This window comes from uncultured Plantibacter sp. (genome assembly GCF_963518075.1).
Taxonomy (GTDB): Bacteria; Actinomycetota; Actinomycetes; order Actinomycetales; family Microbacteriaceae; genus Plantibacter; species Plantibacter flavus_A.
Window position 1 is genome coordinate 17,424 of the sequence record NZ_CAUQHZ010000005.1, and the last position, 25,955, is coordinate 43,378.

23 protein-coding genes are annotated in these 25,955 nt (G+C 66.4%); 16 read left to right on the forward strand and 7 right to left on the reverse strand.

Annotated elements, in window-relative coordinates; all coding sequences use genetic code 11:
- Nucleotides 1-17 precede the first annotated feature (17 nt).
- The gene (locus RWN05_RS07965) at nt 18-1,346 is read left to right on the forward strand and encodes an ABC transporter substrate-binding protein (protein WP_167620509.1); all 1,329 of its coding nucleotides are present in this window, start codon (nt 18-20) and stop codon (nt 1,344-1,346) included.
- A gap of 257 nt (nt 1,347-1,603) precedes the next feature.
- Complete coding sequence (locus RWN05_RS07970; RefSeq protein WP_314139190.1) at nt 1,604-3,466, forward strand: sugar-binding domain-containing protein; 1,863 nt, start codon at nt 1,604-1,606, stop codon at nt 3,464-3,466.
- Between the two features lie 126 nt (nt 3,467-3,592).
- Here RWN05_RS07970 and RWN05_RS07975 read toward each other — a convergent pair whose 3' ends face one another.
- Both RWN05_RS07975 and RWN05_RS07980 read right to left on the reverse strand, forming a co-directional pair.
- Nucleotides 3,593-4,462, reverse strand: a complete 870-nt coding sequence (locus RWN05_RS07975; protein ID WP_314139191.1) for a type II CAAX prenyl endopeptidase Rce1 family protein — start codon at nt 4,460-4,462, stop codon at nt 3,593-3,595.
- Nucleotides 4,459-4,893: a hypothetical protein gene (locus RWN05_RS07980; RefSeq protein ID WP_071258947.1), complete on the reverse strand. Its 435-nt coding sequence runs from the start codon at nt 4,891-4,893 to the stop codon at nt 4,459-4,461. Before RWN05_RS07980 ends, RWN05_RS07975 begins: the two co-directional genes overlap by 4 nt.
- 312 nt (nt 4,894-5,205) lie before the next feature.
- Between RWN05_RS07980 and RWN05_RS07985 the strand changes: the two genes are divergently transcribed.
- Nucleotides 5,206-5,385, forward strand: coding sequence for a hypothetical protein (locus tag RWN05_RS07985; protein ID WP_064296076.1), 180 nt, complete (start codon nt 5,206-5,208; stop codon nt 5,383-5,385).
- A gap of 17 nt (nt 5,386-5,402) precedes the next feature.
- Here RWN05_RS07985 and RWN05_RS07990 read toward each other — a convergent pair whose 3' ends face one another.
- Nucleotides 5,403-6,209: a hypothetical protein gene (locus tag RWN05_RS07990; protein ID WP_314139192.1), complete on the reverse strand. Its 807-nt coding sequence runs from the start codon at nt 6,207-6,209 to the stop codon at nt 5,403-5,405.
- 708 nt (nt 6,210-6,917) lie between these two features.
- On the opposite strand from RWN05_RS07990, the gene RWN05_RS07995 reads away from it, so the two are divergent.
- Together RWN05_RS07995 and RWN05_RS08000 are read left to right on the forward strand one after the other, a co-directional pair.
- Nucleotides 6,918-7,787: a hypothetical protein gene (locus RWN05_RS07995; RefSeq protein WP_314139193.1), complete on the forward strand. Its 870-nt coding sequence runs from the start codon at nt 6,918-6,920 to the stop codon at nt 7,785-7,787.
- Nucleotides 7,784-9,280, forward strand: a complete 1,497-nt coding sequence (locus RWN05_RS08000; RefSeq protein WP_314139195.1) for a lipopolysaccharide biosynthesis protein — start codon at nt 7,784-7,786, stop codon at nt 9,278-9,280. The genes RWN05_RS07995 and RWN05_RS08000 overlap by 4 nt, the downstream gene beginning before the upstream one ends.
- Before the next feature lie 45 nt (nt 9,281-9,325).
- Here the strand turns inward: RWN05_RS08000 and RWN05_RS08005 are convergent, their stop codons facing one another.
- The 4 genes from RWN05_RS08005 to RWN05_RS08020 all read right to left on the reverse strand — a co-directional run bounded on the left by RWN05_RS08005 (nt 9,326) and on the right by RWN05_RS08020 (nt 13,852).
- On the reverse strand, nt 9,326-10,381 hold the full coding sequence (locus tag RWN05_RS08005) for a polysaccharide pyruvyl transferase family protein (protein ID WP_314139196.1): 1,056 nt from the start codon (nt 10,379-10,381) through the stop codon (nt 9,326-9,328).
- A gap of 126 nt (nt 10,382-10,507) precedes the next feature.
- On the reverse strand, nt 10,508-11,050 hold the full coding sequence (locus RWN05_RS08010; protein WP_194604046.1) for a hypothetical protein: 543 nt from the start codon (nt 11,048-11,050) through the stop codon (nt 10,508-10,510).
- Nucleotides 11,051-11,192: 142 nt separating this feature from the next.
- A complete protein-coding gene (locus RWN05_RS08015; RefSeq protein ID WP_314139197.1) occupies nt 11,193-12,917 on the reverse strand; it encodes a DUF4012 domain-containing protein in 1,725 nt (574 codons plus the stop codon).
- 185 nt (nt 12,918-13,102) lie between these two features.
- The gene (locus tag RWN05_RS08020; RefSeq protein ID WP_314139198.1) at nt 13,103-13,852 is read right to left on the reverse strand and encodes a CPBP family intramembrane glutamic endopeptidase; all 750 of its coding nucleotides are present in this window, start codon (nt 13,850-13,852) and stop codon (nt 13,103-13,105) included.
- Nucleotides 13,853-14,003: 151 nt separating this feature from the next.
- Here RWN05_RS08020 and RWN05_RS08025 point away from each other — a divergent pair, with 151 nt between their 5' ends.
- The 11 genes from RWN05_RS08025 to RWN05_RS08075 all read left to right on the forward strand — a co-directional run bounded on the left by RWN05_RS08025 (nt 14,004) and on the right by RWN05_RS08075 (nt 25,941).
- Nucleotides 14,004-15,386, forward strand: a complete 1,383-nt coding sequence (locus tag RWN05_RS08025; RefSeq protein WP_314139199.1) for a polysaccharide biosynthesis tyrosine autokinase — start codon at nt 14,004-14,006, stop codon at nt 15,384-15,386.
- A complete protein-coding gene (locus RWN05_RS08030; RefSeq protein WP_314139200.1) occupies nt 15,383-15,982 on the forward strand; it encodes a low molecular weight phosphatase family protein in 600 nt (199 codons plus the stop codon). Before RWN05_RS08025 ends, RWN05_RS08030 begins: the two co-directional genes overlap by 4 nt.
- Nucleotides 15,979-16,965, forward strand: a complete 987-nt coding sequence (locus RWN05_RS08035; RefSeq protein WP_314139201.1) for a hypothetical protein — start codon at nt 15,979-15,981, stop codon at nt 16,963-16,965. Before RWN05_RS08030 ends, RWN05_RS08035 begins: the two co-directional genes overlap by 4 nt.
- 325 nt (nt 16,966-17,290) lie before the next feature.
- Entirely contained in the window at nt 17,291-18,643 is a 1,353-nt protein-coding gene (locus RWN05_RS08040; RefSeq protein ID WP_314139202.1) for a sugar transferase, read from the forward strand.
- The gene (locus RWN05_RS08045; protein ID WP_314139203.1) at nt 18,643-19,788 is read left to right on the forward strand and encodes a glycosyltransferase; all 1,146 of its coding nucleotides are present in this window, start codon (nt 18,643-18,645) and stop codon (nt 19,786-19,788) included. The genes RWN05_RS08040 and RWN05_RS08045 overlap by 1 nt, the downstream gene beginning before the upstream one ends.
- Nucleotides 19,785-20,735, forward strand: a complete 951-nt coding sequence (locus RWN05_RS08050) for a glycosyltransferase family 1 protein (RefSeq protein WP_314139204.1) — start codon at nt 19,785-19,787, stop codon at nt 20,733-20,735. The genes RWN05_RS08045 and RWN05_RS08050 overlap by 4 nt, the downstream gene beginning before the upstream one ends.
- 317 nt (nt 20,736-21,052) lie before the next feature.
- Nucleotides 21,053-21,805 carry a glycosyltransferase gene (locus tag RWN05_RS08055; RefSeq protein ID WP_399542889.1) on the forward strand — a complete coding sequence of 251 codons (753 nt, stop codon included), beginning with the start codon at nt 21,053-21,055 and terminating at the stop codon, nt 21,803-21,805.
- A gap of 71 nt (nt 21,806-21,876) precedes the next feature.
- Nucleotides 21,877-23,148, forward strand: a complete 1,272-nt coding sequence (locus tag RWN05_RS08060) for an O-antigen polymerase (protein WP_314139206.1) — start codon at nt 21,877-21,879, stop codon at nt 23,146-23,148.
- Entirely contained in the window at nt 23,138-24,184 is a 1,047-nt protein-coding gene (locus RWN05_RS08065) for a glycosyltransferase (protein ID WP_314139208.1), read from the forward strand. The genes RWN05_RS08060 and RWN05_RS08065 overlap by 11 nt, the downstream gene beginning before the upstream one ends.
- Complete coding sequence (locus RWN05_RS08070) at nt 24,178-25,035, forward strand: polysaccharide pyruvyl transferase family protein (protein WP_314139209.1); 858 nt, start codon at nt 24,178-24,180, stop codon at nt 25,033-25,035. Before RWN05_RS08065 ends, RWN05_RS08070 begins: the two co-directional genes overlap by 7 nt.
- A gap of 9 nt (nt 25,036-25,044) precedes the next feature.
- Entirely contained in the window at nt 25,045-25,941 is an 897-nt protein-coding gene (locus RWN05_RS08075; protein ID WP_314139210.1) for a glycosyltransferase, read from the forward strand.
- Nucleotides 25,942-25,955 lie beyond the last annotated feature (14 nt).

Consider the following 25,955-nt stretch of genomic DNA (forward strand, 5'->3'; position numbering starts at 1 on the left):
CCATGCAAAGGAGCATCATGCAACGCCAACCACGATCCCGGTCCCGTCTCCTCGGCTTCGCCGCCGCAACCGCCGTCTCGGCGCTCGCCCTCACCGGCTGCGCCGTCGGGGGCGGCAACGGCGACGCGTCCCTCAGCGACGAGGACGTCACCATCACCTTCAACTGGTGGGGTGCCACGGCCCGCGACGAGCGGACCCGCGCCGCCATCGACCTCTTCCAGAAGAAGTATCCGAACATCACCGTCAAGGGCCAGTCCACCGAGTGGGGTGGCTACTGGGACAAACTCGCCACCACGGTCGCCGGCGGAGACGCCCCCGACGTCATGCAGTTCGACCAGCTCTACCTCGCCTCCTACGCCCAGCGCGGCGCCCTTGCCGACCTCGGCGAACTCGACGAGTTCCTCGACACCTCCGACCTCAGCGCCGAGGTGCTCGACCAGGGCAAGGTCAAGGACGAGCTGTACGGCGTGCCGATCGGCGTGGGCACCGTCGGCCTCATGGTCAACCGGTCCATCTTCGAGCAGTACGGGATCCAGCTGCCCGACGCGACGACGTGGACCTGGGATGAGCTCAACGACGTCGCCCTGCAGGTGACCGAGGCTTCGGGCGGTGCGGTCCATGGCATGTCCCCGTTCGGCGGCGACATGCCGACCCTCACGCTCTGGGCGCGTCAGCACGGCAACGACATCTACGACAAAGACGGGAAGGTGATCCTGAAGCCCGAGGTCGTGGAGAGCTATTGGCAGTACGCACTCGACCAGATCGAGAGCGGTGCTGCCCCGAGCGCTTCGCAGCTGGCCGAGGGCAACGGTGTGGCGATCGACCTCATGGACATGAGCACGGGCAAGGTCGCGATGACCTTCCAGCCGTCGTCGGTGCTCACCGCGTTCCAGGCCGCCGCACCCGACCACCAGCTCGACATGCTCCCGTTCCCCGCGGCGAAGGACGCCTCCGAGGGATACCAGTACCTCAAGCCGTCGATGTACTGGTCGGTCTCGTCGAAGTCCGAGCACCCCGCCGAGGCGGCACTGCTGGTGGACTTCCTCACGACCGACACCGAGGTCGCGAAGCTCTTCAGCACCGAACGCGGCATGCCCGCGAACCCGGACTTCCAGAAGGCCATCGAGCCCGACCTGACACCGACGGACCAGATCGTGGCGGGCGTCGTCGACGCCGCGCGCGAGGAGTCCGGCACCCCGCCGGCGATCACCCCCGTCGGCGGTGGTGACAGCGAGAAGATCCTCGGCCGCTACAACCAGGACGTCCAGTTCGGCAAGACCACCCCCAAGGAGGCCGCTGAAGCGTTCGTCGCCGAGCTGACGAAGGCCGTCGACGACGCCCGGTAGCGACTCCCCGCCCTTCGACAGGCTCAGCCCGTTCGGTCCCTGAGCCGAACTCCCGGTCCCTGAGCCGAACTCCCGGTCCCTGAGCCGAACTCCCGGTCCCTGAGCCTGTCGAAGGGCCACCCCGGTCCCTGAGCAACCTCCCCGGTCCCTGAGCTTGTCGAAGGGCCACCCCGGTCCCTAAGCAACCTCCCCGGTTCCTGAGCCTGTCGAAGGGCCGACGACACCTCCACCCACCACCACGCATCGGAACGACATCCATGACGCACCCTCTCCGCTTCCCCGCCCCGCTGCCGACCGGCCGCGCCGACACCGCGCCGCAGCCGCGCCCGGAGTACCCCCGGCCGCAGCTCGTCCGTGACGGCTGGATCAATCTCAACGGCCTGTGGGAGTTCGAGATCGACGCCGGCGACAGCGGGCTCGAGCGCGGGCTCCTCGGCCGCGAACTGACCGACCGCATCCTCGTCCCGTTCGCGCCGGAGTCGGCCGCATCGGGCGTCGAGCACACGGACTTCATGGAGGCCGTCTGGTACCGCACGCGGTTCACGGTGCCGGCGACGTGGCAGGGGAAGCACGGTGTGCTGCACTTCGGTGCCGTCGACCACGACACGACCGTGTGGGTGGACGGGGTCGAGGCGATGCGGCATCGGGGTGGCTTCACGCCGATCCGGGTGCCGCTCGGTGCGGTCGAGCCGGGGCAGGAACTCGAGATCGTGGTGCGCGCCCGCGACACCCGTCACGAGCCGAAGGCCGGTGGGAAGCAGGCGACCTGGTACGGCAACACCGACTGCTACTACACCCGAACGACCGGGATCTGGCAGACGGTCTGGGTGGAGGCCGTCGACGAGCTGCACCTGCGTCGGTTCACCGTGGTCCCCGATGCGGACGCCGGGCGGTTCGACTGCACGCTCGTCCCGAGTCGGAACGCCGCCGGCTCGACCGCGACGGTGACCCTGTCCGCGGACGGAGTCGTCGTTTCGAGCGAGACCGCGCAGCTCGGGTCGACGATGTCGCCGTCGGTGCGGCTCGAGGTCCCGGCGGACCAGCAGCGGCTCTGGAGCCCCGCCGACCCGTTCCTCTACACCCTCGACATCGAGATCCGCGATGGTGCCGGCGACGTCACCGACCGCGTCTCGAGCTACGCCGGGCTGCGGAGTGTCGCGATCGACGGCACCGCGGTGCTGGTCAACGGCGAGCACGTCTTCCAGCGGCTCGTGCTCGACCAGGGGTACTGGCCGTTGTCGCTCATGACCGCGCCGGACGATGACGCGCTCGTTGCCGACATCACGCTCGGGATGGACGCCGGGTTCAACGGGGCCCGGCTCCACCAGAAGGTGTTCGAGGAGCGGTACCTCTATCACGCGGACCGGCTCGGGTATCTGGTGTGGGGCGAGTTCGGCGACTGGGGGGTGTCGGGTGCCGGCACGGTCGGTCACAACCAGGGTCCGACGGCGTCGTTCATCACGCAGTGGGTCGAAGCGTTGGAGCGCGACGTCAACCATCCGTCGATCATCGGCTGGTGCCCGCTGAACGAGACGCACCAGACGCTGCACGACCGCGTGACCGTCCTCGACGACGTCACGCGAGGCATGTTCCTCGCGACGAAGCTGATCGACCCGAGTCGGCCGGTGATCGACGCCTCAGGCTACGCTCACCGGGTGCGGGAGACCGACGTGTGGGATGCACACTCCTACGAGCAGGACCCGGCGGCGTTCGCTGTGGAGCAGGCTGGGATCGCGGACGGAGAGCCGTTCACGAACCTCGAGGACGGGCGCACCATCTCCCTGGCGTACGAGGGGCAGCCGTTCTTCGTGTCGGAGTTCGGCGGCATCTGGTGGAACGCGGAGCTCGCGGCGGCGGACGCCGGTGGTGACTCCTGGGGCTACGGAGCGCGGGTGGCGTCGGTCGAGGAGTTCCACGAGCGCTTCGCGGGGCTCGTCCGCGTGCTGACCGACGACGAGAACATGTTCGGCTACTGCTACACGCAGCTCACCGACACGTTCCAGGAGCAGAACGGCATCTACGACTTCGACCGCAGGCCGAAGTTCGACCTCGCCCGCGTGCGAGCGGTGCTCGCGGCCGACGCCGCCTACGAACGCCGAGTCCGCCCCTCCGCCCCCTGACCGATCGTCCGGTCCCTGAGCCTCCGCCGGTCCCTGAGCCTCCGCCGGCCCCTGAGCCTCCGCCGGTCCCTGAGCCTGTCGAAGGGCCCACGGGCTCCCTTCTTCGCCCAAGGACCGGCGCCCGGGTCAGCTCCCGCTGCGTGCCAGCGTCAGCAGCACGGTGAAGGTGTTGAACCACACGTGCGTCCAGATGCCCGGTCCGAGGCGACGGGTCGTCGCGGCGTAGACACCGTTCACCGTGCCGAGCACGAGGATTGTGAGCCCGAGCGTGACCATCGTGACCGGGCTACCCCAGCCCTCGTAGAGGTGGACGATCGCAAAGATCAGTGCGCTTGCTCCCACCGAGACGACCGCGGCCGTGCGACGTCGGGCGGTCGTGGGCGTCGCCGCACCTCGGCGCACGCCGTTCGTCGCCCGTCCGCGGAGAATCGTGTTCCGGAATCCGCGCAGCAGGAGCCCGCGGAAGAGGAGTTCCTCACAGAACGGCGCGACGATCGCCGTGGCGAACACGGTGTTGACCAGCACCCAGACGAGCTCTGGCGACGGCGGGGCGATGTTCGACTTCGGCGTCTCGCCGGTGAGGGCGATGACGAACTGGCCGATCATGCCACCGATCAGCTGGATGCCGACGGCGGAACCGAGCCCGATGAACACGTCGAACCAGCGGAAGCGGAGTCCGAAGTCCTTCGCCCAGGACCCGCTTCCCCAGGTGCGGCAGACGATCGCGAGAGCGACGAGGATGCCGCCGTCGAAGATGATCCACATGATCATCGTGCCGACCTCGCCGGACAGGACGCCGAAGTTCCGTGCGAGTTCGACGACGACGAGGAGCGCGATGATCGCGACGAAGGTCGTCAGCGCGGTCGGGGTACCCCACCGGGTGCCAGGCGAGGGGCTGTAGGGCAGGCGCGCCTCGGCGCGGCGAGCTTCAGCCCGTTCCTGGCGCGAGCCCGGGCGCGGGGCGGTCTCCGCCGGGGCAGCGGAGTGGTCGCTCATCGCTTGTTCGCGGCGAAGTACTCGCGTGCTGCCGGCACGTACATCTGGACGATCGCGACGATGGTCACGATGACGAAGATGAAGGCGAGCGGGTTGAGGGCGATCAGCCCGGTGATCGAACCGAGGACGGAGAGGATGCCGACCACGGTGAGAACGATCCGAGCCCAGTTGCGACCGCGGAGCATGAAGAAGGCGAACAGCACGTGGAGTGCGCCGACGATGAACGCGCCGACGGCGGTCGAGATCAGGAGGACGCTCGAGGAGAGCACACCGCCCGAGGCCGACTGTTCGGCTGCGGCCTCGGCGACGGTCCCGGCGGACATGGCGGCCGTGACCCCGGAGATGACGGAGAGGACGGCGGAGACGACCCACAGCCAGAAGGAGATGACGATCGGCTTCGGTGCGGTCCTGGAAGCGGCGGTGGCGGTCATGATGCTCGTTTCGGTCGTGGAGGATCCGACGACCGGACCCAGGCTGCTCGAACTGTATTGCCCGTCATCTGTCCCCCGGAAGGGAGGTATGTCCCGGCCTATCCGTTTTCCGCAAAGACCGTCGGTTCGCCCGGTCCCTGAGCGCCTCCGCGCGGTCCCGGAGCCACCCCACCGGTCCCTGAGCCTGTCGAAGGGCCCCGTTCCCTGAGCACTCCTCCCGCTCCCTGAGCTTGTCGAAGGGCCCGAAACCACCGTCCCGGACACCCTGTCAAGCCCGCTCACCCGCGCTCGCGTACCTCTTAACCTGTCCCCATGACGAACGACACGAACGACACTGACCAGAACAGCAGCGAGGGAACGCCGAAGCCGGGCGGCCTGGGCGAGAACCAGACCATTCCCAACAGCGAGGACGGCCTCGCGGTCGGTCACGACCCCGACGCCTCGAACTTCAACCAGGAGGAAGACCCCGACCACCCGAGCGACGACGCGTAGGTGGCCAGGACGCAGCGCTAGGGGGCCGTCGGCCGTTCCCAGGGGCGGAGCGGGTCGACGGCCCGCGGCACGAGCGTCTGTGCACCGAGCGGCACATCGGATTGCGAGTCCTCGAGCACGATCGTCTGCGCCGCGAGCTCGCTCGACATGGTCGTGAAACTGGACCAGTACGGCCGGAGGATCCCCGCGGAAGAAGCGAGCAGGTAGACGTCGGCGACGGCCGCTTGCGTGCCCGTCGTGGTGTTGTAGCCGCCCTTGTTGCGCTGCGTGACCGCCCTGGGAAACTGTGCCACGAGGGCGTCGGCGACGGCCGGAACGTCACACGAGATGTAGAACCGGAGATCGGGACGGTGCTCGAGCAGCTCCAGCATCCGCCTCTCATACCAGGACACCGGTGACAGTTCCTTCGTCTTCGGGTGCGACGCCTCATGGGCACGGATCATTACGCCGACGAACTCACCCTGGCCCAACTCGCGTGCCACCTGCTCGATCCGCCGGGCCACCGGAGCAGCGGGGCGGAGCGCGCGAAGCTGCTTGCCCCAATCGAGCCGTTCTCCGTCACGGTCGACGATGTAGTCACCCGTCTTCAGATTGATCCGACGACGGCCTTCTGCGCCGGCCGGCCAGGTCCGTTGGTCACCGGAGAGGTACGCCCTCGACGGGAAGCTCCACAGCGTCGCGGTGGCTCGCGACGAACGTTCAAACTCGTTCTGCCACAGCTCGTCCAACTCGGCGGAGAGCCCGGCCGACCGGTCGTCCCAGGTGTACGAGAAGTCCCAGCCGTGCCGATCGCTAAGATCCTTCGCTCCAAGGAGCGATCGCATCCTGTTCCCCAGGCCACTGAGGCACCAGACATTGAGCTGTGTCATGAGATGTCTGCGCTTCCGCTAGTCGGACTGCGGCAGTCGCCACAGTCAAGAGATGAAGGTTGAAGCCTCCACCTCCGAGCGATGCTAACAGGGGAGGTAACGAGCGCGTGTTCCCTCGTCGTCGGATGAGTGCGGGGGAGGGCATTCGACCGCCGACGAACTTCTCCCTGGGGCATGTTCCTTCGCGGAATCGGAAGCCTACGAGACGGACAGCCGCTACGGGAACGCTGCGAAAGCACCAGACGGAGATGTTCCGATCATCGACCTCGGGCCGCCTGTACTGCGCGGACGGAGCATGTCCTATGGTCATCGGCCACGCGAAGATCTATAAGGACCGACACCACATCACCGCGACGTGGTCGAGATCGCTTGCGCCGTACCTCACGAATGCTCTTGGCGAAGTGCTGCCGTGACATGCCGGACCGGAGTGAGGACGAAGCTGTCAACTGCGCTCTGTTCAGTAAGGTGGATTCACGCAAGGTTGGTCGCGCCGGATGGAGACCAGTTCCTGCGGAACCCCAAGGCGGTGTTCGCGACCCCTGCTCCTCGTTCGAGTCGGCACTCGGCCGCGACCAGAGCGATGTCTCTACATCGAAACGAGGAATCTGTGCTTTCACGAAACGCCAGATCGGCCATTCTCCTGGAGAGGTACACGGCCCGCTGATGCTCGCGTTCGTCACGACCCTGCGACACCCACAAAACTCGGTGAACTACGGCCGTGTTGAGGACCTCCTCCAGGAGACACTTCGATCGGTCACGCAGCAGACGGTGGACGACTACGTCGTCATCATCGTCGGGAATCAGCCGCCGCGCTTCGAGCTTCCGCACCGCACCGAGTTCGTGCAGGTCGACTTCCCCGCACCGGCACCTCCGACGGGCGCTCAAACAGCTCGAGCGCCGTTCGTGTGGGACAAGGGAACCAAACTCGGAATCGGACTGATCGCCGCCCGGCGCCATCAGCCAACCCATGTCATGATCTTCGACGCCGATGATTTCGTACATCGTGGTCTTGCGGCGACCGTCGCTGATCACCCCGGCCACTATGGATGGGTGATCCACAACGGCTGGATGTACTCCCGGGCGCGCAACGCCTACCGCGCCCAGCCAGACTTCAATCGCACCTGCGGGACTTCCTTCATCATGCCGTTCTCCGCCTACGATGTTCCGGCCGATGTGGACGTAAACGCGTCGCAGGAGGTCGTCGCCGAACGCTACGGCGAACGGCTTTCCGAGATCATGGGCGCTCACCGGAACGCGGAGACCTGGTATCGGGAGCAGGGGTACGACCTGCAACCGCTGCCGTACCGGGGGGCGGTCTACCACGTGGACACTGGAGAGAACCACTCCGGAAAGTCGATGAGGGGTATAGCCCGGCCTCTCGATAACCGCCTTCGACGAGACTTCGCGGTTCGTTCAGCGCGAGGACGCGTTAGCACCTGGTGGTCGGCAATCGGGCCGACAGCCGCGTTCACTGACGCGCGCCGTCTCGCCAGCCGAATCCTGCGCCGCGCGGCTCGGTCACTCAAGCGATGAGCCAGGGAGAGAGCGACGATCTTCGGAAGAGGGCGACGCGATCCATCGGCTGGATCATCGTTGAACGATGGAGCTCTCGGGTCCTGACGTTGGTCGTCATCGCAATCCTGACTCGTCTGCTCTCGCCCGCCGACTTCGGTCTCGTGTCGATGGCGACCGTCGTGATCGCCCTGCTCCAGGTGTTCGTCGAGTCCGGGTTCGTGACAGTATTGGTCCAGAAGAAGGAACTCGGTGAGAAGGACGCCTCGACGGCATTCTGGACCTCCGTCGCCCTGAGCATTCTGATCTACGCTGCGCTGTTCTTCGCTGCACCGCTGCTCGCCGGCCTGTTCGGGGAGCCTCAGCTCATCGACGTCCTGCGCGTCCTCGGGCTCAGCCTCCCCGTCTCGTCGTTGTCGCAGGTGCCCGCTGCGCTGTTGCAACGGTCGTTCGGTTTCAGATCACTCGCCATACGCCAGGTCGGAGGAGCTCTCTGCGGCTCGATCGTGGCCGTGGTGATCGCGTTCGCCGGCGGTGGCGTCTGGGCTCTGGTGGCGCAGACCCTGGTGACGAGTGCGGCATCGGTGATCATCCTCTGGACGGCCACCACATGGCGACCCCGCCTCGAGTTCTCTTTCACATCGCTCCGGGCGATGTGGGCGATGGGACTGCGGATCATCGGTATCGGCCTTCTCGACGCAACGCAGCAGAACATCGACAAACTCATCGTGGGTGCGTTCTTCAGCACTGAGGTCCTCGGGTACTACTACCTGGCGCAGCGACTCGGTAGCATCCTGGTCGAACTGGTGACGACGGTTATGTCACGGGTCACGCTCACGACGTTCTCGAAGGTCCAGGACGACCTTCCTCGGCTGAACCGGATCTTCCTGCAGATGACTTTCGCCTCCGCTGCGATCGGCGTACCGATTTTCGGTCTCGTCGCAGTGCTCGCCACGCAAATTGTCCCGTTCGCCTTCGGCCCGGGTTGGGAGGCTACGGTGCCGCTCTTGTGGCTCCTCTCCGCTGGCTGGGCCTTTGGGGCGGTCATGTACTTCGACCGCAGCGCCTTCCTGGCCATCGGACGAGCAGATGTCGCCCTGTGGGTCGCAATCCTCCAGAACATCGTCGGCGTGGCCCTGGTCTTCGCTCTGCTCCCACTCGGTATTGTCGGCGTAGCGCTGTCGCGGTGGTCGCGAATCGTGACCTGGCCGGTGCGCATTCAGATCCTCCAGAAGCTCATCGGCCTCCCGCCCGGGAAGTACCTCGCGCAGGTGTTTCGTTGTGTGGCGGCAACCATCCCCATCGTGGTCGGGATCGCTCTCCTGCAGCAAACGGCATGGGCGCATGGCGACCAAGCCTTCTGGACGTTTGCCCTACCGCTGGCCGCCGCCGGGATGATTGCCTACATCGCCCTACTTTGGTGGTTCGCCGGATCGGCCAACCGGTCGGTGCTACGCCAGATCTTCGGCCCCGTGCTTCGACGCATCATACAGAGGCTCCGTCCGGCACGGTAGCCGGTCCAGGTGGCCGACCGATCGCCGACCGCTGCGGAGCTCGCGTCAGGCTTGAGCGGCCATGAGCACGTCGAGAATCTCGCGAGCCTCGACCGTCGACGTTGTATACCTGGCAGTCGAGAAGCCGCCGGTGTAGGCCTCGAATACTGTACTGATCTTCCCGTGGTCGTTGTCGAGCACCACGTGCGGGATTCCCAGCAGGGACGCGAGGACATGGGCGTGCAGCCGGTCGACCACCATCGCCTTCGCGGAGCTGAACAGGCCTACCGCGTAGTCGACGTTCCAGGTGTTGAGGTAGGCAAGATCCGCTTCCACCGCGCTTTGGCTCAGGACAGGGAACGGCAGATGGAAACGGCGCCGGCGGGAGACCTTCTTACCATTCGCGCTCAATCGCCCCCTGGTGTCCGCCCATCGCTGGGGGTGCACGTTGTGGCCCCAGTCGGTGACCATCACCTCGTACGAGGCCTCCCAGGATGACGCCGCAGCGAGAAGCCCCGAGGATGCTTCGCGATCGTCTCGGGCGATGACTACTGCGCGGTCCCGGAGTGCTGTGACCGGAATCGACGGATCCCAACCGAGGGCCATATCGTAGGACATCACCTTCTGCACGTCCGGTAGTTGCTCTGCAGCACGGCGATACGACAGTTCGTCACGGACGAGCAGCGTGAAGGCCGGATGAGCGCCGAGGATCCGGTTGGCCTCTGCCGCACGGGCAGGGTCGCGGAATAGGACCGACTGCGTCAATTGCACGATGGGAATGTCCGGTAGGTCCCGGGCGACACGCTCCCGGAAGGCCTGGTGCCCCAGCCAAACGTCACCGAAGTTCCCGCCTCCGCGCAAGAGGACGACGCCTCCCTCCGGCAGCGCTCTACGCAGCCGAGCAGCGCTATACGACTGCATATCGCTCCGATAGCGGATGCTCAGCCCCAACCGCTTCATATAGGCAACCTGGCCCTCCCAGATCATCGAATCACCGACATTGATCAGGGAGGGAGCGTCCAGTAGTGCGACGTCCTGAGCAGAACCGATGGCCTTCGACAGGCTTTCAGCCGTTCGAGCGCGCACATCCTCGAGATGTGCAGCGTCTGCAGGTGTGAGCATGTTTGGAACCTCTCGGTGCATCCGGGCGGGCGATGATGAAAGTCGCGGAGGGGCCGACGACAGAGCAGAACGGCCGGTGCATTGCACCGGCCGTTCTGAGTTCCGGCCCGTCGACCGAATAGCTTGTTACGCTGCGACGCCTGCGCGCTGGCGGCGGATCATCACGAAGACCGCGATGAGCGCTGCGCCGAGGACGACTGCGCCGGCAGCACCCCACACGAGGAATGCCGGGGTGTTGAAACCGGTGTCGGCGAGGCCGCCGTTGCCGGAGCCGCCACCTGCAGCAGCTGCCTTCACCGTGACGGTGGTGGTGCCGATGATCTGCGAGGAGAGGCCGGTGCCGGTGACCGTGTAGGTGCCGGTCGCGTTCGTGGGCAGCGTGACGGTCAGGGAGACCGAGCCGGTCGCCGAGGCGGTCTTCACGAGCGTCTTGGTGTCGACGGCGGCGAGCGTAGCGCCGGTCGCGTTCTCACCGGTCAGGGCGAGCGAGACGTCCTCGTTCGGCTGGAAGGCACCGTCCGTGAAGGTCACGACGAAGGTGCCACCGGGAGTGACGTCGCCGGTGACGACGATGTCGGCGCCGGGAACGTACGAAGCGTTCGCGGCGACCGGAGCGATGAACAGGCCAGCGAGGGCCAGCGCGAAGACCGCGGTGATTTTCTTGAGCATGTGGGTTCCCCTTGGAGACTGGTCGTTGATCAGTGCAGTACTGGCATAGCTGTAGCTACCGTCACAACCAGCGGTGTTGCGACGAAGAATATTGCGCCGGCGCTGATACCCCCCGAAAACGGTTCAAACCCGACAACACGCATCACTGTACGGCAAATTTGCAGGTAAGCGCCAGTTGTTGTGTTTCAGAAAGATGAAGTTTGGGGGTCGAGACCACAAAAGGTTGCTTCGACACGCCGGATGTCGACACCGCCACGTCGATCGTCGTGCTTTCACCAGGCGCCAGTTCGAGTCGGAACTGCGAGAGCGGGAAGTCGCCGTCGAGTGCTGGTTGGACCGGAAGATCCGCACCATCACGCTGGATTCCCTCGGTGTACGACCCTGGAGGAGAGTAGACCGCGACCTTGAAATTGAAGTTGCCAGGCGTGATGCCGTAGATGCCACCACCCGTGATGTAGTCACTCAGCGACGTTGCGGCGTCGGCCGGAGCCGTGTTCGTAATCTTCAGACGCAAACCCAAGACCTGTCCTCCGGCACCGCACTGTGCTATGCCGCTCTGAGTCTCCACATCGAGGTAGTAGCCCATCTTGCTACCGGTCGTGTCGTTGATGTACACGCCGAAGGCATCGGCCCGCTGCTCCTCGGTCGGGAGCATGTCCGTCAACGTGGTTCCGGCCAGGAGCACTTGTTCCGCTTCAGCGGCGTTCCACACCAGTACACGTCGCTCGTCGCCTGACTTGGCGAGTGCCGCCACCAGCTTCGTGGCATCGAAGTTACCGGTCGAGATGCGGTCAAAGACCGCCGCAGAAGCTGCCGCGAAGAAGGCATCCTGCTCTGCCCCGGCCGGGTAGCGCTGGTACACCTGGTTCAACAACAGATCCGCGGCGTTCTCGGTCGTGAGCTGATCACCCGAGGGGAGGTCGATCGGTCCCGTCGCTGCGAGCAGGTATCCCAGGGCGACCGGGTCGATGCTGAGCACGCCATCGACGCGGGTCCCGAACCGTTGGAACCACATCTCCGAGGCAAGCTCGGCGGATACGTCGAACCGCGGCGTCAACGTCACGTCCTGGATGAAGCGCCCAGTGATGTTGCCGTAGATGCCTGCGGTCTCCGTCGACAGCGGCAGGACCGGTTCTGGAAAACGCGGAAAATCACCTGATGTCGCCTGCTGTAGGAGCGAGATGCGGCCCCCGTCCGTGCCGATCAGGGCCAGAGCACCCGGATTACCGCCACTCGCGCGCGGCTCGGCCGGGTTCTGGAACATGATCAAGTAGTTGCGTGGCCCGTCGGCGCCGAGCATCGTCGGCAGCAGATCGATCGCGCGCCGTGCCGCATCGACCGTGTCGGCGGTCTCGGTGAGGACCGGTCCGAGCTGGTCGACCGCCGAAGACACCTGACTGATGAGGCTGGACTGATCGATGCCTCGGACGCGCTTGGCCGCACCCTCGAGAGCATCGTCGGCAGAGCGGACGTCCTGCTGAGCATCGATCATCGGCTGCAGCGGCACCGCACCGTCGACAGGCTTGAACAGGTCGGGGCGAAGCGACCCGGACAGGTTGACCAGCGGAGCGATCGCTCCGACCGCGACCTCGTCGGTCGCGCCCGCCAAGTTCCGGACGGCTGCGAGGTTCGGTCCGATCCACGGCACGATCTCGGCGGCACGCCAGATCGGGTCGCTCGTCAGTGCAGCAGCCTCGCGGGCGTGGGCTGCGAGCTCACGAGCGGTCTTACCTGCAGCAGCTGCGTCTCCGCCGAGCACTTGCTCGCGGACCTGTTGGGCCAAGGGCACTGCCGCTTCCAGTTCCCCCTTGGCGAGGAATGCGCGCACACCGATCCACGCGACAGCCGCCAACAACAGGACGAGCACGCCGGAGACGATGAGCGCGGTCCTGCGGCGCCGAGCACGCAGTCGCTCGGGGTCCGCGTTCTCCCGCCGTCGGGCACGGGAGCGCGCGGTCGTGCTCCGCCGACTTCCGGACCCCTTGGAGGAGGTTCGCGATGGGCCTGAGGAAGGCGAGCGACGATTGTCGGATTCGGGTGCCGGCATGGGGGTTATTCAATCACGACGCCGGTGCCACCGGTTACGGCGGACAAACCGAGCGCGAGGATCGACGCGTTGAACACGACATGCGCGACGATCGCGGGACCCAGCCGGCCGGTCAGAACAGCGAGGCTTCCCGCGCCCAGCCCGACGAGCAGGGTTCCGACCCCGACGACGACCGCTTGGGCGGCGGTGGTGACGGCGAGGAGGTGCAAGATCGCAAAGAGCACTGCGCTGATCGCGACTGCTATCCATCGCCCGCCGCGGAGCATCCCGATGATCGACGGGAGGACGAGCCCGCGGAAGAAGGTCTCCTCGATCATCGGTGCGATGAGGATCACCGAGAGCAACGCGACGACGACGTACACCACCTCGTCTGCGGTCGTGAGGGGCACCGCGTTCCCGGCGGTGGCGGGAAGCCCGCCGTAACCGAGGACCTCGAGCGAGCTCACGACGATTCGCAGAAGGAGGCCCGCCGCAGCACCCCAGAGGAGGTCGATCGGGCGAATGCTCCACCGCACTGCCATCGGAACCGTCGCGCGCAGGCTCGGAACCAGCAGGACGACGAGGAGCGCGACCACCAGTGGAAGCCACACGAGCACGTAGCCACCGAGCGGTGAGAACGGTCCGACGATCCGCATACCACCTGGGAACCCCAGCGCGATCACGATGGTCGCGATGAATCCCATCGTCGCGACGACGAGGCGAGCCCGGGCTGCCTGCGGCTCGTCGCGCGGAGTGGTCTCGCTTCGGTTCGTCACGAGAGCAAACTACGGCAATCGGCCACGCGCATGACACTGACGCTCTGGAACAGGCGTCGGTTTATGGCAGCATGGCTCCCAACGCCCTGTTCGGGGCACGCCTTGGCAGCAGGGTGAACCGCTCTCCTCCTCATCGAACGGAAGCCACCGCGTGGAGCTCAGTGACTATCTCCGTATCCTCCGCAAGTACTGGGTCCTGATCCTCGCGCTCGCGCTGACGGGGTTGGCCGCCTCGGCCCTGTACTCGCTGTCGCGGACGCCGGAATACAGCTCGTCGGCCAAGGTCTTCGTCTCGACGCAGGCGACCGACAGTCTGTCCGAGCTGACCCAGGGGAACACCTATTCGCAACAGCGGGTGAAAACCTACGTCAACCTCGTGAGCACGCCGATCGTGCTGCAGCCCGTCATCGCGGCGCTCGAACTCGACATCACCGCAGGCCAGTTGGCCGGTCAGGTGTCCGCGACCTCGACGGCAGACACCACGATCATCCAGATCACGGCGACGAACGCGGATCCGGTGCTCGCCGCCGAACTCGCGAACACCACCGCTGAGAGCCTCACGGGAGTCGTCGCGAAGATCGAGAGCTCGGAGGACGGTGGTTCCAGCCCGGTGAAGCTCACCCGGGTGCAGGAGGCAAACGTACCGACCCAGCCAGGCAGCCCGAACGTCCCGCTGAACCTGGCCATGGGCACGCTCCTCGGCGTGGCGCTGGGAGTGGCATTCGCGGTCCTCCGCACCACGCTCGACACCCGCATCCGCAATGAGCGTGACGTCGAGTCCGTAACCGACATCCCGCTGATGGGCGGCATCGCCTTCGACCCGAAGGCGAAGCAGCGCCCGCTGATCGTCCAAGCCGACCCGAAGAGCCCGCGCGCCGAATCGTTCCGCAGCCTCCGAACGAACCTCCAGTTCCTCGACGTCAGTGACCAACCCCGCAGCTACGTCGTCACCTCCTCGATCCAGAGCGAGGGGAAGAGCACGACAGCGGCGAACCTCGCCATCGCCCTCGCCGATGCCGGTCACCGAGTCATCATCATCGACGCCGACCTTCGTCGGCCGAAGCTCGCCACCTATTTCGACCTTGAAGGAGCCGTCGGCTTGAGCGACGTCCTCATCCGTCGCGCGACGCTCGAGGACACGATGCAGCCGTGGGGCCGCGGCGCGCTCACCGTCCTCCCCGCTGGCGCGATCCCGCCGAACCCGAGCGAGTTGCTCGGCTCCAGCGTGATGCAGAAACTCATCTCCGGTCTCGAGAAGCAGTTCGACTACGTGCTCATCGACGCACCGCCGCTCCTGCCCGTCACGGATGGTGCCCTGCTGGCCCGCCACACCGGCGGCGCATTGGTCGTCGTCGCTGCCGGCCGGACCCACAAGAATCAGCTGAAGGGCGCCCTTGAAGCGCTCGTCCACGTGAACGCCTCGGTCGCCGGTCTCGTCATGACCATGGTCCCGACCAAGGGCCCGGACGCCTACGGATACGCACGCTACGGCTATGGTGCCGGCTACGGCTACACCGAGGACGTGAAGGCGTGACCGACGCCACGGCGGCGGCTACACGTCCGTTCTCGGTGTTGTTCGTCTGCACCGGGAACATCTGCCGGTCGGCGCTCGGTGCGCAGCTCCTGAAGGCTCGGCTCGATGCCGCAGGCGTCACCGCGGGTGGCCATCTCATCCGCGTGTCGAGCGCCGGGACGGGCATGCAGCCCGAACTCGTCATGCCACCGGAAGTCATCGAGCAGTCGCGTCGGTTCGGTGGAGACCCGAGCGGCCACGTCCCGCGACAGTTGAACCGAGACATCGTCGCCGATGCGGACCTGATCCTCACCGCGACGCGTGAGCATCGGAGCGATGTCGCCCGTCTCCTCCCCCGTGCCTCGCGAGTGACGTTCACCGTTCCTCAGTTCGCGCGCTTGATCGCGGAGACCGAGCCCGCCGTCGATCTCTGGGAGCTCGTCGCCGAGGTGGCCGCGGAGCGCGGTCTCGTCCCACCGCCCGCGAACCCCGACGACGACGACATCGAGGATCCCTACCGTCGCAGCGCCGAAACCTACGAACGGGTCGGGGCGCAGATCGACGCGCTCATCGAGGTCATCGTCACGCACCTGGCGCGGTCCGGTGACCGCCGATGAGCACCAAGCGCGGACGTTCCACCTATCGGTCGGCACCAGCTCGACCACGGTGGCGCGACTCGCTGAGTTCCAGTCAGCGGGTCATCGTCCTCGTCGGACTCGCGCTCTTCCTCATCGTCGACGTGATCCTCGTCGGGCTCGCTCTCACAGCCAACCGGGCGCCGACAGCCGATCGCACGCCGCGCCCCCTCGTCACGTTCAACTCGACCCCGCAGCCCGCACCGTCACCTGGGGCGTCGGCCGAGCCGACGGACGCCACGGCGGTCGACGGCAAGCGTTTCATCACGACCATCGATGGACAGACGCTGTGGCGCGCCACAGCCGGCGCGTGCGCGTCCGCGTCGGCTGTCGTCGAGCGAAGTATCGACGCCGGCGCGACCTGGGCTCCACTGGCGACGAACGCGTTCGACCTCCGTCAGGTGCTCGCCCTCACGACTGGCGAGGACGGAGAACTTGAGATCATCGGAGCCACTGGCGACGCTTGCGCGGTCGGCGGCTTCTCCTCAGAGGACGCCGGCGACACCTGGGCCCCTGATGCCGCGTTGCCCGGCGAGGTCGGCTACCTGACGCCGGACGACAACGCTGCCGTCGTCTCGGGTCAGGGTGTCGGCTTGCCCTGCCCGGCAGTGGACGTGCTCAGCTCGACGTCCACACGGACCGTGGCCGCCTGCGCCGCCGTCCTCGCCGAGTGGAATCCCGCCGCAGAAACGTGGGGTGCGACGCCCTATGCCGGAGTGCACGGCCTCGCCACCGAGGGAGATCGGCTGATGTTCGTCGCCAGAGGCGTGCCCGGCTGCAACGGCCTTGGAGCGCTGACGACGACGGGCATCCCTGCTCCATTCGCCAACGCATCACTGGTCGGTTGTGCCGAAGGCGCCGACGTCACAGCGCCCGCCGCACTGGCGATCGCCGGGACTGGAGCCTGGTTATGGGTCGGCGACACCGTCCTCCGTTCCGGCGATGGCGGCGTCACCTGGGGCTAGGGTTATCCCTACATTTGTCACCAATCCAGGGGTCACCCGCAAAAAGGAGGACAGATGTTGCGCATCTTCACCGATAGTCTCAGCAGCAGTCCCGATACATCCGCGTATCGAAGCACCAAGCTCTTCCCTCGTCACCCGTAGTACTTACGTGTTCCACCACGGAGACCGCATGCTGTCGCAGCCTTCCGTGCCGCTGCCAACGACGCCTGCGAGCACTCCCCCCGACCCAGCTCGCGTTGTCGTGCGCGATTGGCGCCGGGTCTAGGCTCGGCGCCTCGCGGTCACCGACGCGATCGTCCTCATCTGGATCGTCTTCGGAACCCAATTGTTCTGGTTCGATTTCGACCAGGAGACGACCTCGGTCGGTTTCGACATGACACGCGTCGTCGTGAACTACACCGTCATCTCGATCACCCTCATCGTCGCCTGGCTCGTGACGCTTCGCATCTTCGGCACCCGGGAGTACCGAGTGGTCGGAAGTGGGAACGCGGAGTACCGGCTCATCGCCGACGCGAGTATCCGCCTGTTCGGCATCATCGCGATCATCGCCTTCCTCGTGAAGCTCGATCTCGCGCGCGGATACTTCCTGCTGGCCTTCCCCTTGGGGATCCTCGTCCTGCTGCTGTCACGGTGGATGTGGCGCCAGTGGCTGTCCGTGCAGCGCGCCCACGGTCGCTACGCGTCGCTGGTACTGCTCGTGGGATCGGCCGATTCGGCCGAGCACATCGCCAAAGAACTCACCCGCAACACGGACGCCGGTTATCGAGTGGTCGGTGCCTGCGTTCCGACGGGCAAGATCGGCGGAACGCTCGGCGACACGGGCATCCCCGTGTCCGGAACAGTGGACACCGTCCTCGAGGCGCTCGCGGCGACACGGGCCGATACGGTCATCATCACCAGCTCGGACGAGTTGACGCCGGTGCGTGTCCGCGAATTGAGCTGGAGTCTCGAACCGGGGCGCCAGCATCTCATCGTCGCGCCGAGCCTCACCGACGTCGGCGGCCCGCGCATTCACACCCGCCCGGTGGCCGGCCTTCCACTCATCCACGTGGAGACTCCTCGATACGAGGGGCGCAAGCGCTTCTCCAAGCGAGCCTTCGACGTCCTCGGCTCCGGCCTCATCCTGCTCGTCGCCTCGCCCATCCTGCTGGTGGTCGCCCTCCTGGTGAAGTTCACCAGCCCCGGACCGGTCCTGTACCGCCAGGAACGCATCGGCCTGAACGGCGAGCCCTTCAACATGCTCAAGTTCCGATCAATGCGGGTGAACGCGGACGCCGAGCTCGCCGCGTTGCTCGCCCAACAGGGCACGAGCGATCGCCCGCTGTTCAAGGTGCAGAACGATCCACGCCTGACCCGCGTCGGCGCCACCCTGCGGAAGTTCTCGCTCGACGAGTTCCCTCAGCTCATCAACGTCTTCCGCGGCGACATGAGCCTCGTCGGCCCGCGTCCGCAGCGCGAGGGCGAGGTCGCGCTCTACGACTCCGCGGCGAAGCGTCGCCTCATCGTGCAGCCCGGCATGACGGGCCTCTGGCAGGTCAGCGGTCGGTCCGCGCTCAGCTGGGAGGACGCGATCCGCCTCGATCTGTACTACGTCGAGAACTGGTCGTTGACAGGCGACGTCATCATCCTCTGGCGCACCATCCGGGCCGTCGTGGCTCCGGGCAAGGAAGCCCACTGATGCCGGGGCTCATCATCCACGAGTGGATCGAACGTCACGGTGGCTCCGAGAACGTCGTCGATGCGATGGCCGCCGCCTATCCCGACGCCGACATCCACTGCCTGTGGAGCAACGCGCCCGACCGCTTCCCTGGCCACACCGTGAGTGAGTCCTGGATTGCGCGGACACCACTTCGTCGCAGCAAGGCGGCCGCGCTGCCCTTCATGCCGACCACCTGGGCCCGGACCGACGTCTCCGCCGCCGACTTCGTCCTCATCAGCTCGCACGCGTTCGCGCATCACGCCGGCGGACGGCAGGAAGTGGACGGCCCGCAGCGGTTCGTCTACGTCCACACGCCTGCCAGATACCTCTGGGCCCCCGAGCTGGACGTCCGCGGCGGCAACCTCGCAGCTCGCGCACTCGCCCCCGCACTCCGTCGAGTCGACCGCAAGCGCGCGCAGGACGGGGCGACCTTCGCCGCCAACAGCGACTACATCCGCCAGCGGATGGAGCGCTCGTGGGGCGTCGAGGCGGAGGTCATCCACCCGCCGGTCCGTGTCGAGTACCTCCAGAGCGTGCCGTCCTGGGCGGACCGCCTGAGCGCCGAAGACGCGTACCTGTTCTCGACGCTGCCGTCCGAGTACGTCCTCGGTGCATCCCGTTTCGTCGACTACAAACGGCTCGACGTCGCCATCCGCGCCGGCGAACTCGCCGGCCTGCCGGTCGTGCTCGCGGGCGCTGGTCCGCAGCACCCCGAGCTACAAGCCCTGGCGGATGCCGCGACGGTGCCGGTCATCATCATGACGAGACCGAGCGACGAGCTGCTCTTCGCGCTCTACCAGGCGGCGTCGCTCCTCGTGTTCGCGGCAGTCGAAGACTTCGGCATCATGCCCGTCGAGGCGATGGCACTCGGTACGCCCGCGCTCGTGCTCTCCGAAGGTGGCGCGTCCGAGAGCGTGCTCGCCATCGACGGCGGTGTCGTCGTCGACGCGCTCGACGACGCGACGCTGCGCGAAGCGGTCGAGCGCGCCCTCCTCGTCGACATGGCACCGGCTCAGGAACGCGTCAACGCGCTGTTCGGCTCCGCTGCCTTCGCCACCAAGCTCACGGACTGGGTCGGTCACTCCGCCCGCACAGACGGAACCGATCGGACCCTCGCCTCATGATCCTTGCCGACACCAGGTGGAGCGGCGTCCACGGCATCGGTCGTTACGCGTCCGAAGTGCTCCCGCGGCTGAGCGTCGAGTGGTCGGCGCTCGAGGTCGGCGGCAAGCCGTCCGATCCGCAGGACTTCCTCCGCGTGCGCCGGACACCCGGCGGCGAGACGATCTACTCCCCCGGCTACAACGGCTTCCTCGCGCGCTCGCCACAGGTCGTGACCGTCCACGACCTGATCCATCTGCACCCGACGACGAACCGTCGTTCGGTGTACGTCGCGCACTATTCGGCTGTCCTGCGCCCGATCATCCGCAGGAACCGACTGGTGCTGACCGTGTCGGAGACGTCGAAGCGCGCGATCGAGGAGTGGGTCGACGACGATCGCGTCCGAGTGGTCAACGCCGGCAACGGGCTGTCGGAGGCGTTCCATCCGGGTGAGGCTCCGACCACCGAAGACTCCGCCCCCTACTTCCTCTACGTCGGCAACCTGCGGGCGCACAAGAACGTCGACGTGGTGTTCCGTGCCTTGGCTCGTGTTCCCGAAGCGAAGCTCGTCGTCGTCATGAACGACCGTGAGGGCGCCGAGCGTCGTGCAGCGGAACTCGGCGTGGCCGACCGCGTGGAGGTGCGGAGCGGACTGACCGACCCGGAGCTCGCCGACCTCTACCGGGGCGCGGTCGCCACAGTCTTCCCGTCGCTGGTCGAGGGATTCGGGCTGCCTGCCGTCGAGAGCATCGCGTGTGGGACTCCGGTGATCTTCTGGGAGGGCTGCGAGTCGATCGCCGAAATCTCGAGCGGCCAAGGGCTCCCGGTCGGTGATGCGCACGACGATATCGCGTGGAGGAAGGCGATGGATACGGTGCTCTCTGAGCAGCCGCGCGCCACGTCGCTCGCGGCGACCTACAGCTGGGACCGCACGGCGGAGATCGTGTCACGCACGCTGAGGGATCAGTGATGGCCGAGACCCTGACCATCGCGTTCGTCAGCCACACCGACACTTCCGGCACGTTCCGGGTCGGTAGCCACCACCTCGCTCGAGAGCTGGCTCGCTTCGGCCACCGCGTGCTGCACCTGTCCACCCCGGTGTCGCTCGTCCATCGCGTCCTCAGGCGGGGAGAGGCAACGCGAGAGGAGGCCTCTCGCCGTGGAATCGTGTCGGACGCCGACAGCGTCATGCACCTCGTGCCGCGCACCCTCCTACCCGCCGGCATCGCGCCGCTCTCGTTCGCGCCGATCTTCACCAGAGCGTTCGGAACGTCCAGCATCGACCTCGTGTTCGTGGACCAGCCCACGCTCTGGTCCAACGAGCTACGCCGACTTGCGACCACTGTCGTCTACCGTCCCACCGACCTGTACGAGCATGGTGTCAAGGCCAGATTCCAGCGAGCAGCGATCGCGGCAGCCGATCGTGTGGTGGCGACGTCAGGCGCGGTGCTCACAGCGCTGGGGGTCCCGGCGTCAACGCCGTCGCTCGTCCTGCCGAACGGGGTCGAGCTCGAGCGCTTCATCCTCACCGAGGACGATGTGCGTGAGGACCGCGCCGTGTACATCGGGGCCCTTGACGACCGTTTCGATTGGAACGCGGTGCGGGAAATGGCACTCCGCCTGCCGGAGTGGACCTTCGACATCTTCGGACCAGGCCAGGCTGCACCTGAGCCCTTGCCCGCAAACGTCCTGCTCCGCGGGCCTGTCAGCTACGACGACATCCCACTGATACTGCGGCGCGCGCGCATCGGACTCCTCCCGCTGTCGGATGCCCCGGTGAACCGCGGACGGAGTCCCATGAAGCTGTACGAATACCTCGCATCGGGCCTGGCCGTGGTGACCCGGGAGACCGATGTACTGACCGACGATCCGGACACGGGCGTGGTCTCCTACGGTCGTTCGCGCAGCGCGGCCGACGCCATACATGTGGCCACGGCGTCAGCCAGCCCGAATCTACCGGGAAGCGCGGCAGCAGCCGCGGCAGGGTGGTCGGAGAAGGCGCGCCGGCTCATCGGGTTCGCAACGGGCGGGGCCTCATGACCACGACAGCATCGAAGATTCCGACCGCCCACCGCTCAACCGACACGCGTGCAGTAGCGTTGCCGGGAGCCGTGTCCGACAGCGTGGGGAAGGAGGCCGGCGTGATCAAGCGGCTGCTCACGAACCCGCTCTTCTATCTTCTCGCCCCGGTCATCGTCAGCGCGCTCGTCTGGTCGGTGCCCGGGACGTCGAACCAGCTCCGCGGGTTCGATCAGCGGGCGGAAGGTTCCTTCGAGGGATGGACCCTGCTCGTCTGCTTCTACCTGGTCGCAGCGTTCCTCGTCTGGACCGGATTCCGTCTCGGCATCATGGCCGGTCCGAGCGAGCGCATCGTGGAGGCGTCGAGCACTGAGCGATTCGATCGACGATTCTCGATCGTGCTGACGGTGTTCGCGACGATCGGCGTGCTCTACTCCGTGTACCTGGTCCAGCAGCAGACGAACATCTTCGACGCGCTCTCCGCGACGCAGGGAAACCAGCTGAAGGAGTCCATCGGTGGGTCCGCGGGAATCGCGACGCTGCGCTACACCGCGGCTATCTCGGCTCCAGTCGCGCTCTACGTGTGGCGGTTCCGGCACGGACGCGCCAGCCTGGCCATCTGGAACGTACTCCTGCTCGTCATGAGCGCTCTATTCTCGAGCCGCTTGTCATTCATCATGGCCGTCGTCGTGCTGATCTTCATCGTGATCACGCTGAGAGGCGACATCAAGGTCAAGACGGTACCGCTGGCGATCGCCGGTGCAGCGGTCTTCGGTGCCCTCGTCGCATTCAACTACTACCGCAACGCCGGCTTCTACGAGAACCTGGGGATCACGGATCCGGTGTCGATGAACTTCTATCAGGTGGCCGCGTACCTCGGAGCACCGTTCCAGGCGTCTCTCGGTGTCGCGGACGGCATCGCCAACGGGGGATTCACCAAACCTGTGGACGTGGTGTCGGCGGCGGCCATCGTCGTACCGACGTTCCTGCGGCCGGAACGATTCGGCTCCTACGGTTCGTTCGACAGCTTCGTCCAGGTCGCGCCGAACCTCACGACGAACTCCGCCTTCGCGGACACCTACGCCGACTACGGCTGGTGGGGACTCGCCTATGTTCTGGCGACCGTGTTCCTCGCCAGCATGCTCGCCGGGTATGCGTCGCGATTCCGTTCCCTCGTCATCGTGGCCGGGGCGGTCGTCGCCTACGGACTCGCCGAGATGTGGCGGATCTTTCTGTTCCCTCAGGGCCTCGTGCTCTACCTCCTCATCGCGGTACTGGCCGCGACCCTCTTCGGCCTGATCGGCAGTGCACCCCGCGTCGACAGCCGCGTCACGATGAAGGACTCGTACCGACTTGCCCGATAGCAGGAAGGGGCGCCCGGCACCGTCCGGCTCGCCCCAAGACGTCACGACGGTGCTCCTGTCGGTCCGCGAATCGGCGACGAAGATCAACCCCTTCGTCACGATGTTGGTCAACGCCCTGCGAGCGGACCCGACGGTCTCCGTCGAATTCTTCTCCTGGCCCCGGGCGCTCACCGCCCGCTATGACGTGTTCCACATCCACTGGCCGGAGGCGGTGACCCGTGGGCCCAGCCGCATTCGTCGTGCGACCTCACTGATGCTCAGTCTGTTGCTCCTCCTGAGGCTGCGAATCAGGCGGACGCGGATCGTGCGCACGGCACACAACCTCGCTCCTCACGAATCCGGGTGGCCCGGTGAGCGACTCATCTTGAGCGCCTTCGATCGGGCGACTGACGCGTGGATCACCATGAACGCGCACACACCGCTGCCGGAGGGTTCACGAGGACAGGTGATCCCGCATGGTCACTACCGCGATTGGTATCGCGTGCCGGCGCTCACAAAAACGGACGCGCCTGAGCTCCTCTACTTCGGGCTCGTCCGGTCGTACAAGGGCGTCGACAGCCTGGCCGCAGCGTTCTCCCGCGCCGATGCGCTCAGCCACTTCCGTCTGCGGATCCTCGGTAAGCCCGATCCGTCAGGCGTCTCCACGACGCTTCAACAGCTCATCGCCGCCGATCCCAGGATCGAACCGGACTTCCGGTATGTGCCGGATGCCGAGCTGGCGGCAGCGATCGCTCGCGCCAGGCTCGTCGTCCTCCCGTACAAGAACATGCACAACAGCGGCGCCGTGCTGCTCGCGCTGTCGCTCGACACCCCAGTCCTCATCCCTGCGAATCCGATCACCCGCGACCTGCAGACCGAATTCGGCAGCGATGTCGTGAAGCTCTTCGACGGCGAACTCACGAGCGGCGCCCTCGCGGCAGCCGTCGCGGAGCTCCCCGACGACGGCTTCATAGGCAGCATCGACATGTCGTCCCGCGAGTGGTCGCTGATCGCCCGATCGCACGCGAAGCTGTACCGAGAGGTCCGCGCATGGTGACGGAGAACATCTACGGCGTCGCTGTCGAACACTGGAACCCGTTCGTGCCGCGATTCTCGGGACGGATCGGAGCGCGGCTGCCCATCGGACGGCGTCGCAACAACTTCGGCGACCTGCTCGGCCCCGTGATCGTCCGGCGGCTGCTCGAGCAAGCCGTCGGGGATCAGTCGACGCTGCGTGCACTCCCGCAGGACGGCAAACGCCTCGTCGCCGTCGGGTCGATCCTGCATTTCGCACACGATGGTGACACCGTCTGGGGTAGTGGCGTCAACGGGAAGATGCCGGAATCGAAGCACACCTTCGGCAGGCTCGACATCCGCGCGGTCCGCGGGCCGAGAACGTTCGACTTCCTCGAAGCTCGCGGCCTCGAACCCGAGCGGGTGTTCGGCGACCCGGGTTTGCTGGTACCGCGCGTCTTCGACCACCTCCCGGCGCTTTCCATGAAGAAGGCGCACGCGCTGACGATCGTGCCGAACCTGCACGATCACCCGGTGTGGGCGTCTCATCCGGCGACGATCGATCCGACCGGAGACCTGGTCGGCATCCTTGAGCGCATCGCCCAGAGCGAGCGCGTGGTCGGGTCATCCCTCCATGGCCTCGTCGTGGCCGAGAGCCTGGGCATCCCGGCCACACTGATCGCCCCCGCCGCCGAGTCGATGTTCAAGTACGAGGACTATTACGGCGGCACCGGACGGGATTCGTTCCCGGTGACGCACGATCTGCGTGAAGCACTCGCGCAGGCACCTGACCCGCTGGCTTGGGACGCGCAGCCGTTGATCGACGCTTTCCCATTGGATCTCTGGTCCGGCCCCGGACGGTCCTCCAGCTCGACCCATCCCACGACACCCTAGGACGGCCCCATGCACGCCCTCGTCGCCATCGCCAGCTTCCGTCGACCGGATGACCTCCGCATCCTCCTCGACTCGCTCGTGGATCCGTCCAACAAGTCTCAGCACACCATGGATGTCCTGGTCGTCGACAATGATCCCGCAGGGTCAGCAGAGGCGACCGTGCAGGAGTTTCCAGCCGTCCGCTACGTGCTCGAGTCTCAGCCCGGAATTGCGGAAGCCCGGAACCGGTCGTTGGAGGTCTTCGAAGAGGCGGACGGAAACTACGACGCGATCATCTTCGTTGACGACGACGAGTACGTCGGTCCCGGCTGGTACCCCGAGCTCGCCGGTGCCGCGGAACGCTCTTCCGCAGGAGTACTCACGGGACCCGTCATCTCGATCTTCCCGGCCGGAACTCCGCGCTGGGTCACCCGCGGCGAGTTCATGCAGCGGCCGTTCCACGAGGATCGAGAGGTTCTCACAGCGGCGGCCACCAACAACACCCTGCTGAAGCGGAGCGACTGGGAACGGGCAGGTTCGCCGCGGTTCGACCGTTCCTTCTCGTCGACCGGAGGGAGCGACGCCCGTCTCTTCGCCGATCTGCTCCGCGAAGGCATCACCATCGAGTTCTGTCGACCGGCGGAGGTCTTCGAGCCGGTACCGTTCGATCGCATGACGCTCCGGTGGGTGTCACGTCGCGCGTTCCGGAACGGGGTCGTCCTAGCGAGGATCGGCGTGACGAAACGTGGAGCCGCCATGACCTTCGCGCAGGGTGGTTACCTGGCTGCCAGCGGACTCGCATTGAGTCTGGTCGATCTGGTGCGCGTCCGCGGTCTCCATGCCCGATCGTACAACCGGCTTGTGAATGGCCTCGGCGTGATGTCGTCGTTCTTCGGCGCTCGCGTGCACGAGTACAAGCGAGCATGACAACCGGCGAGGGG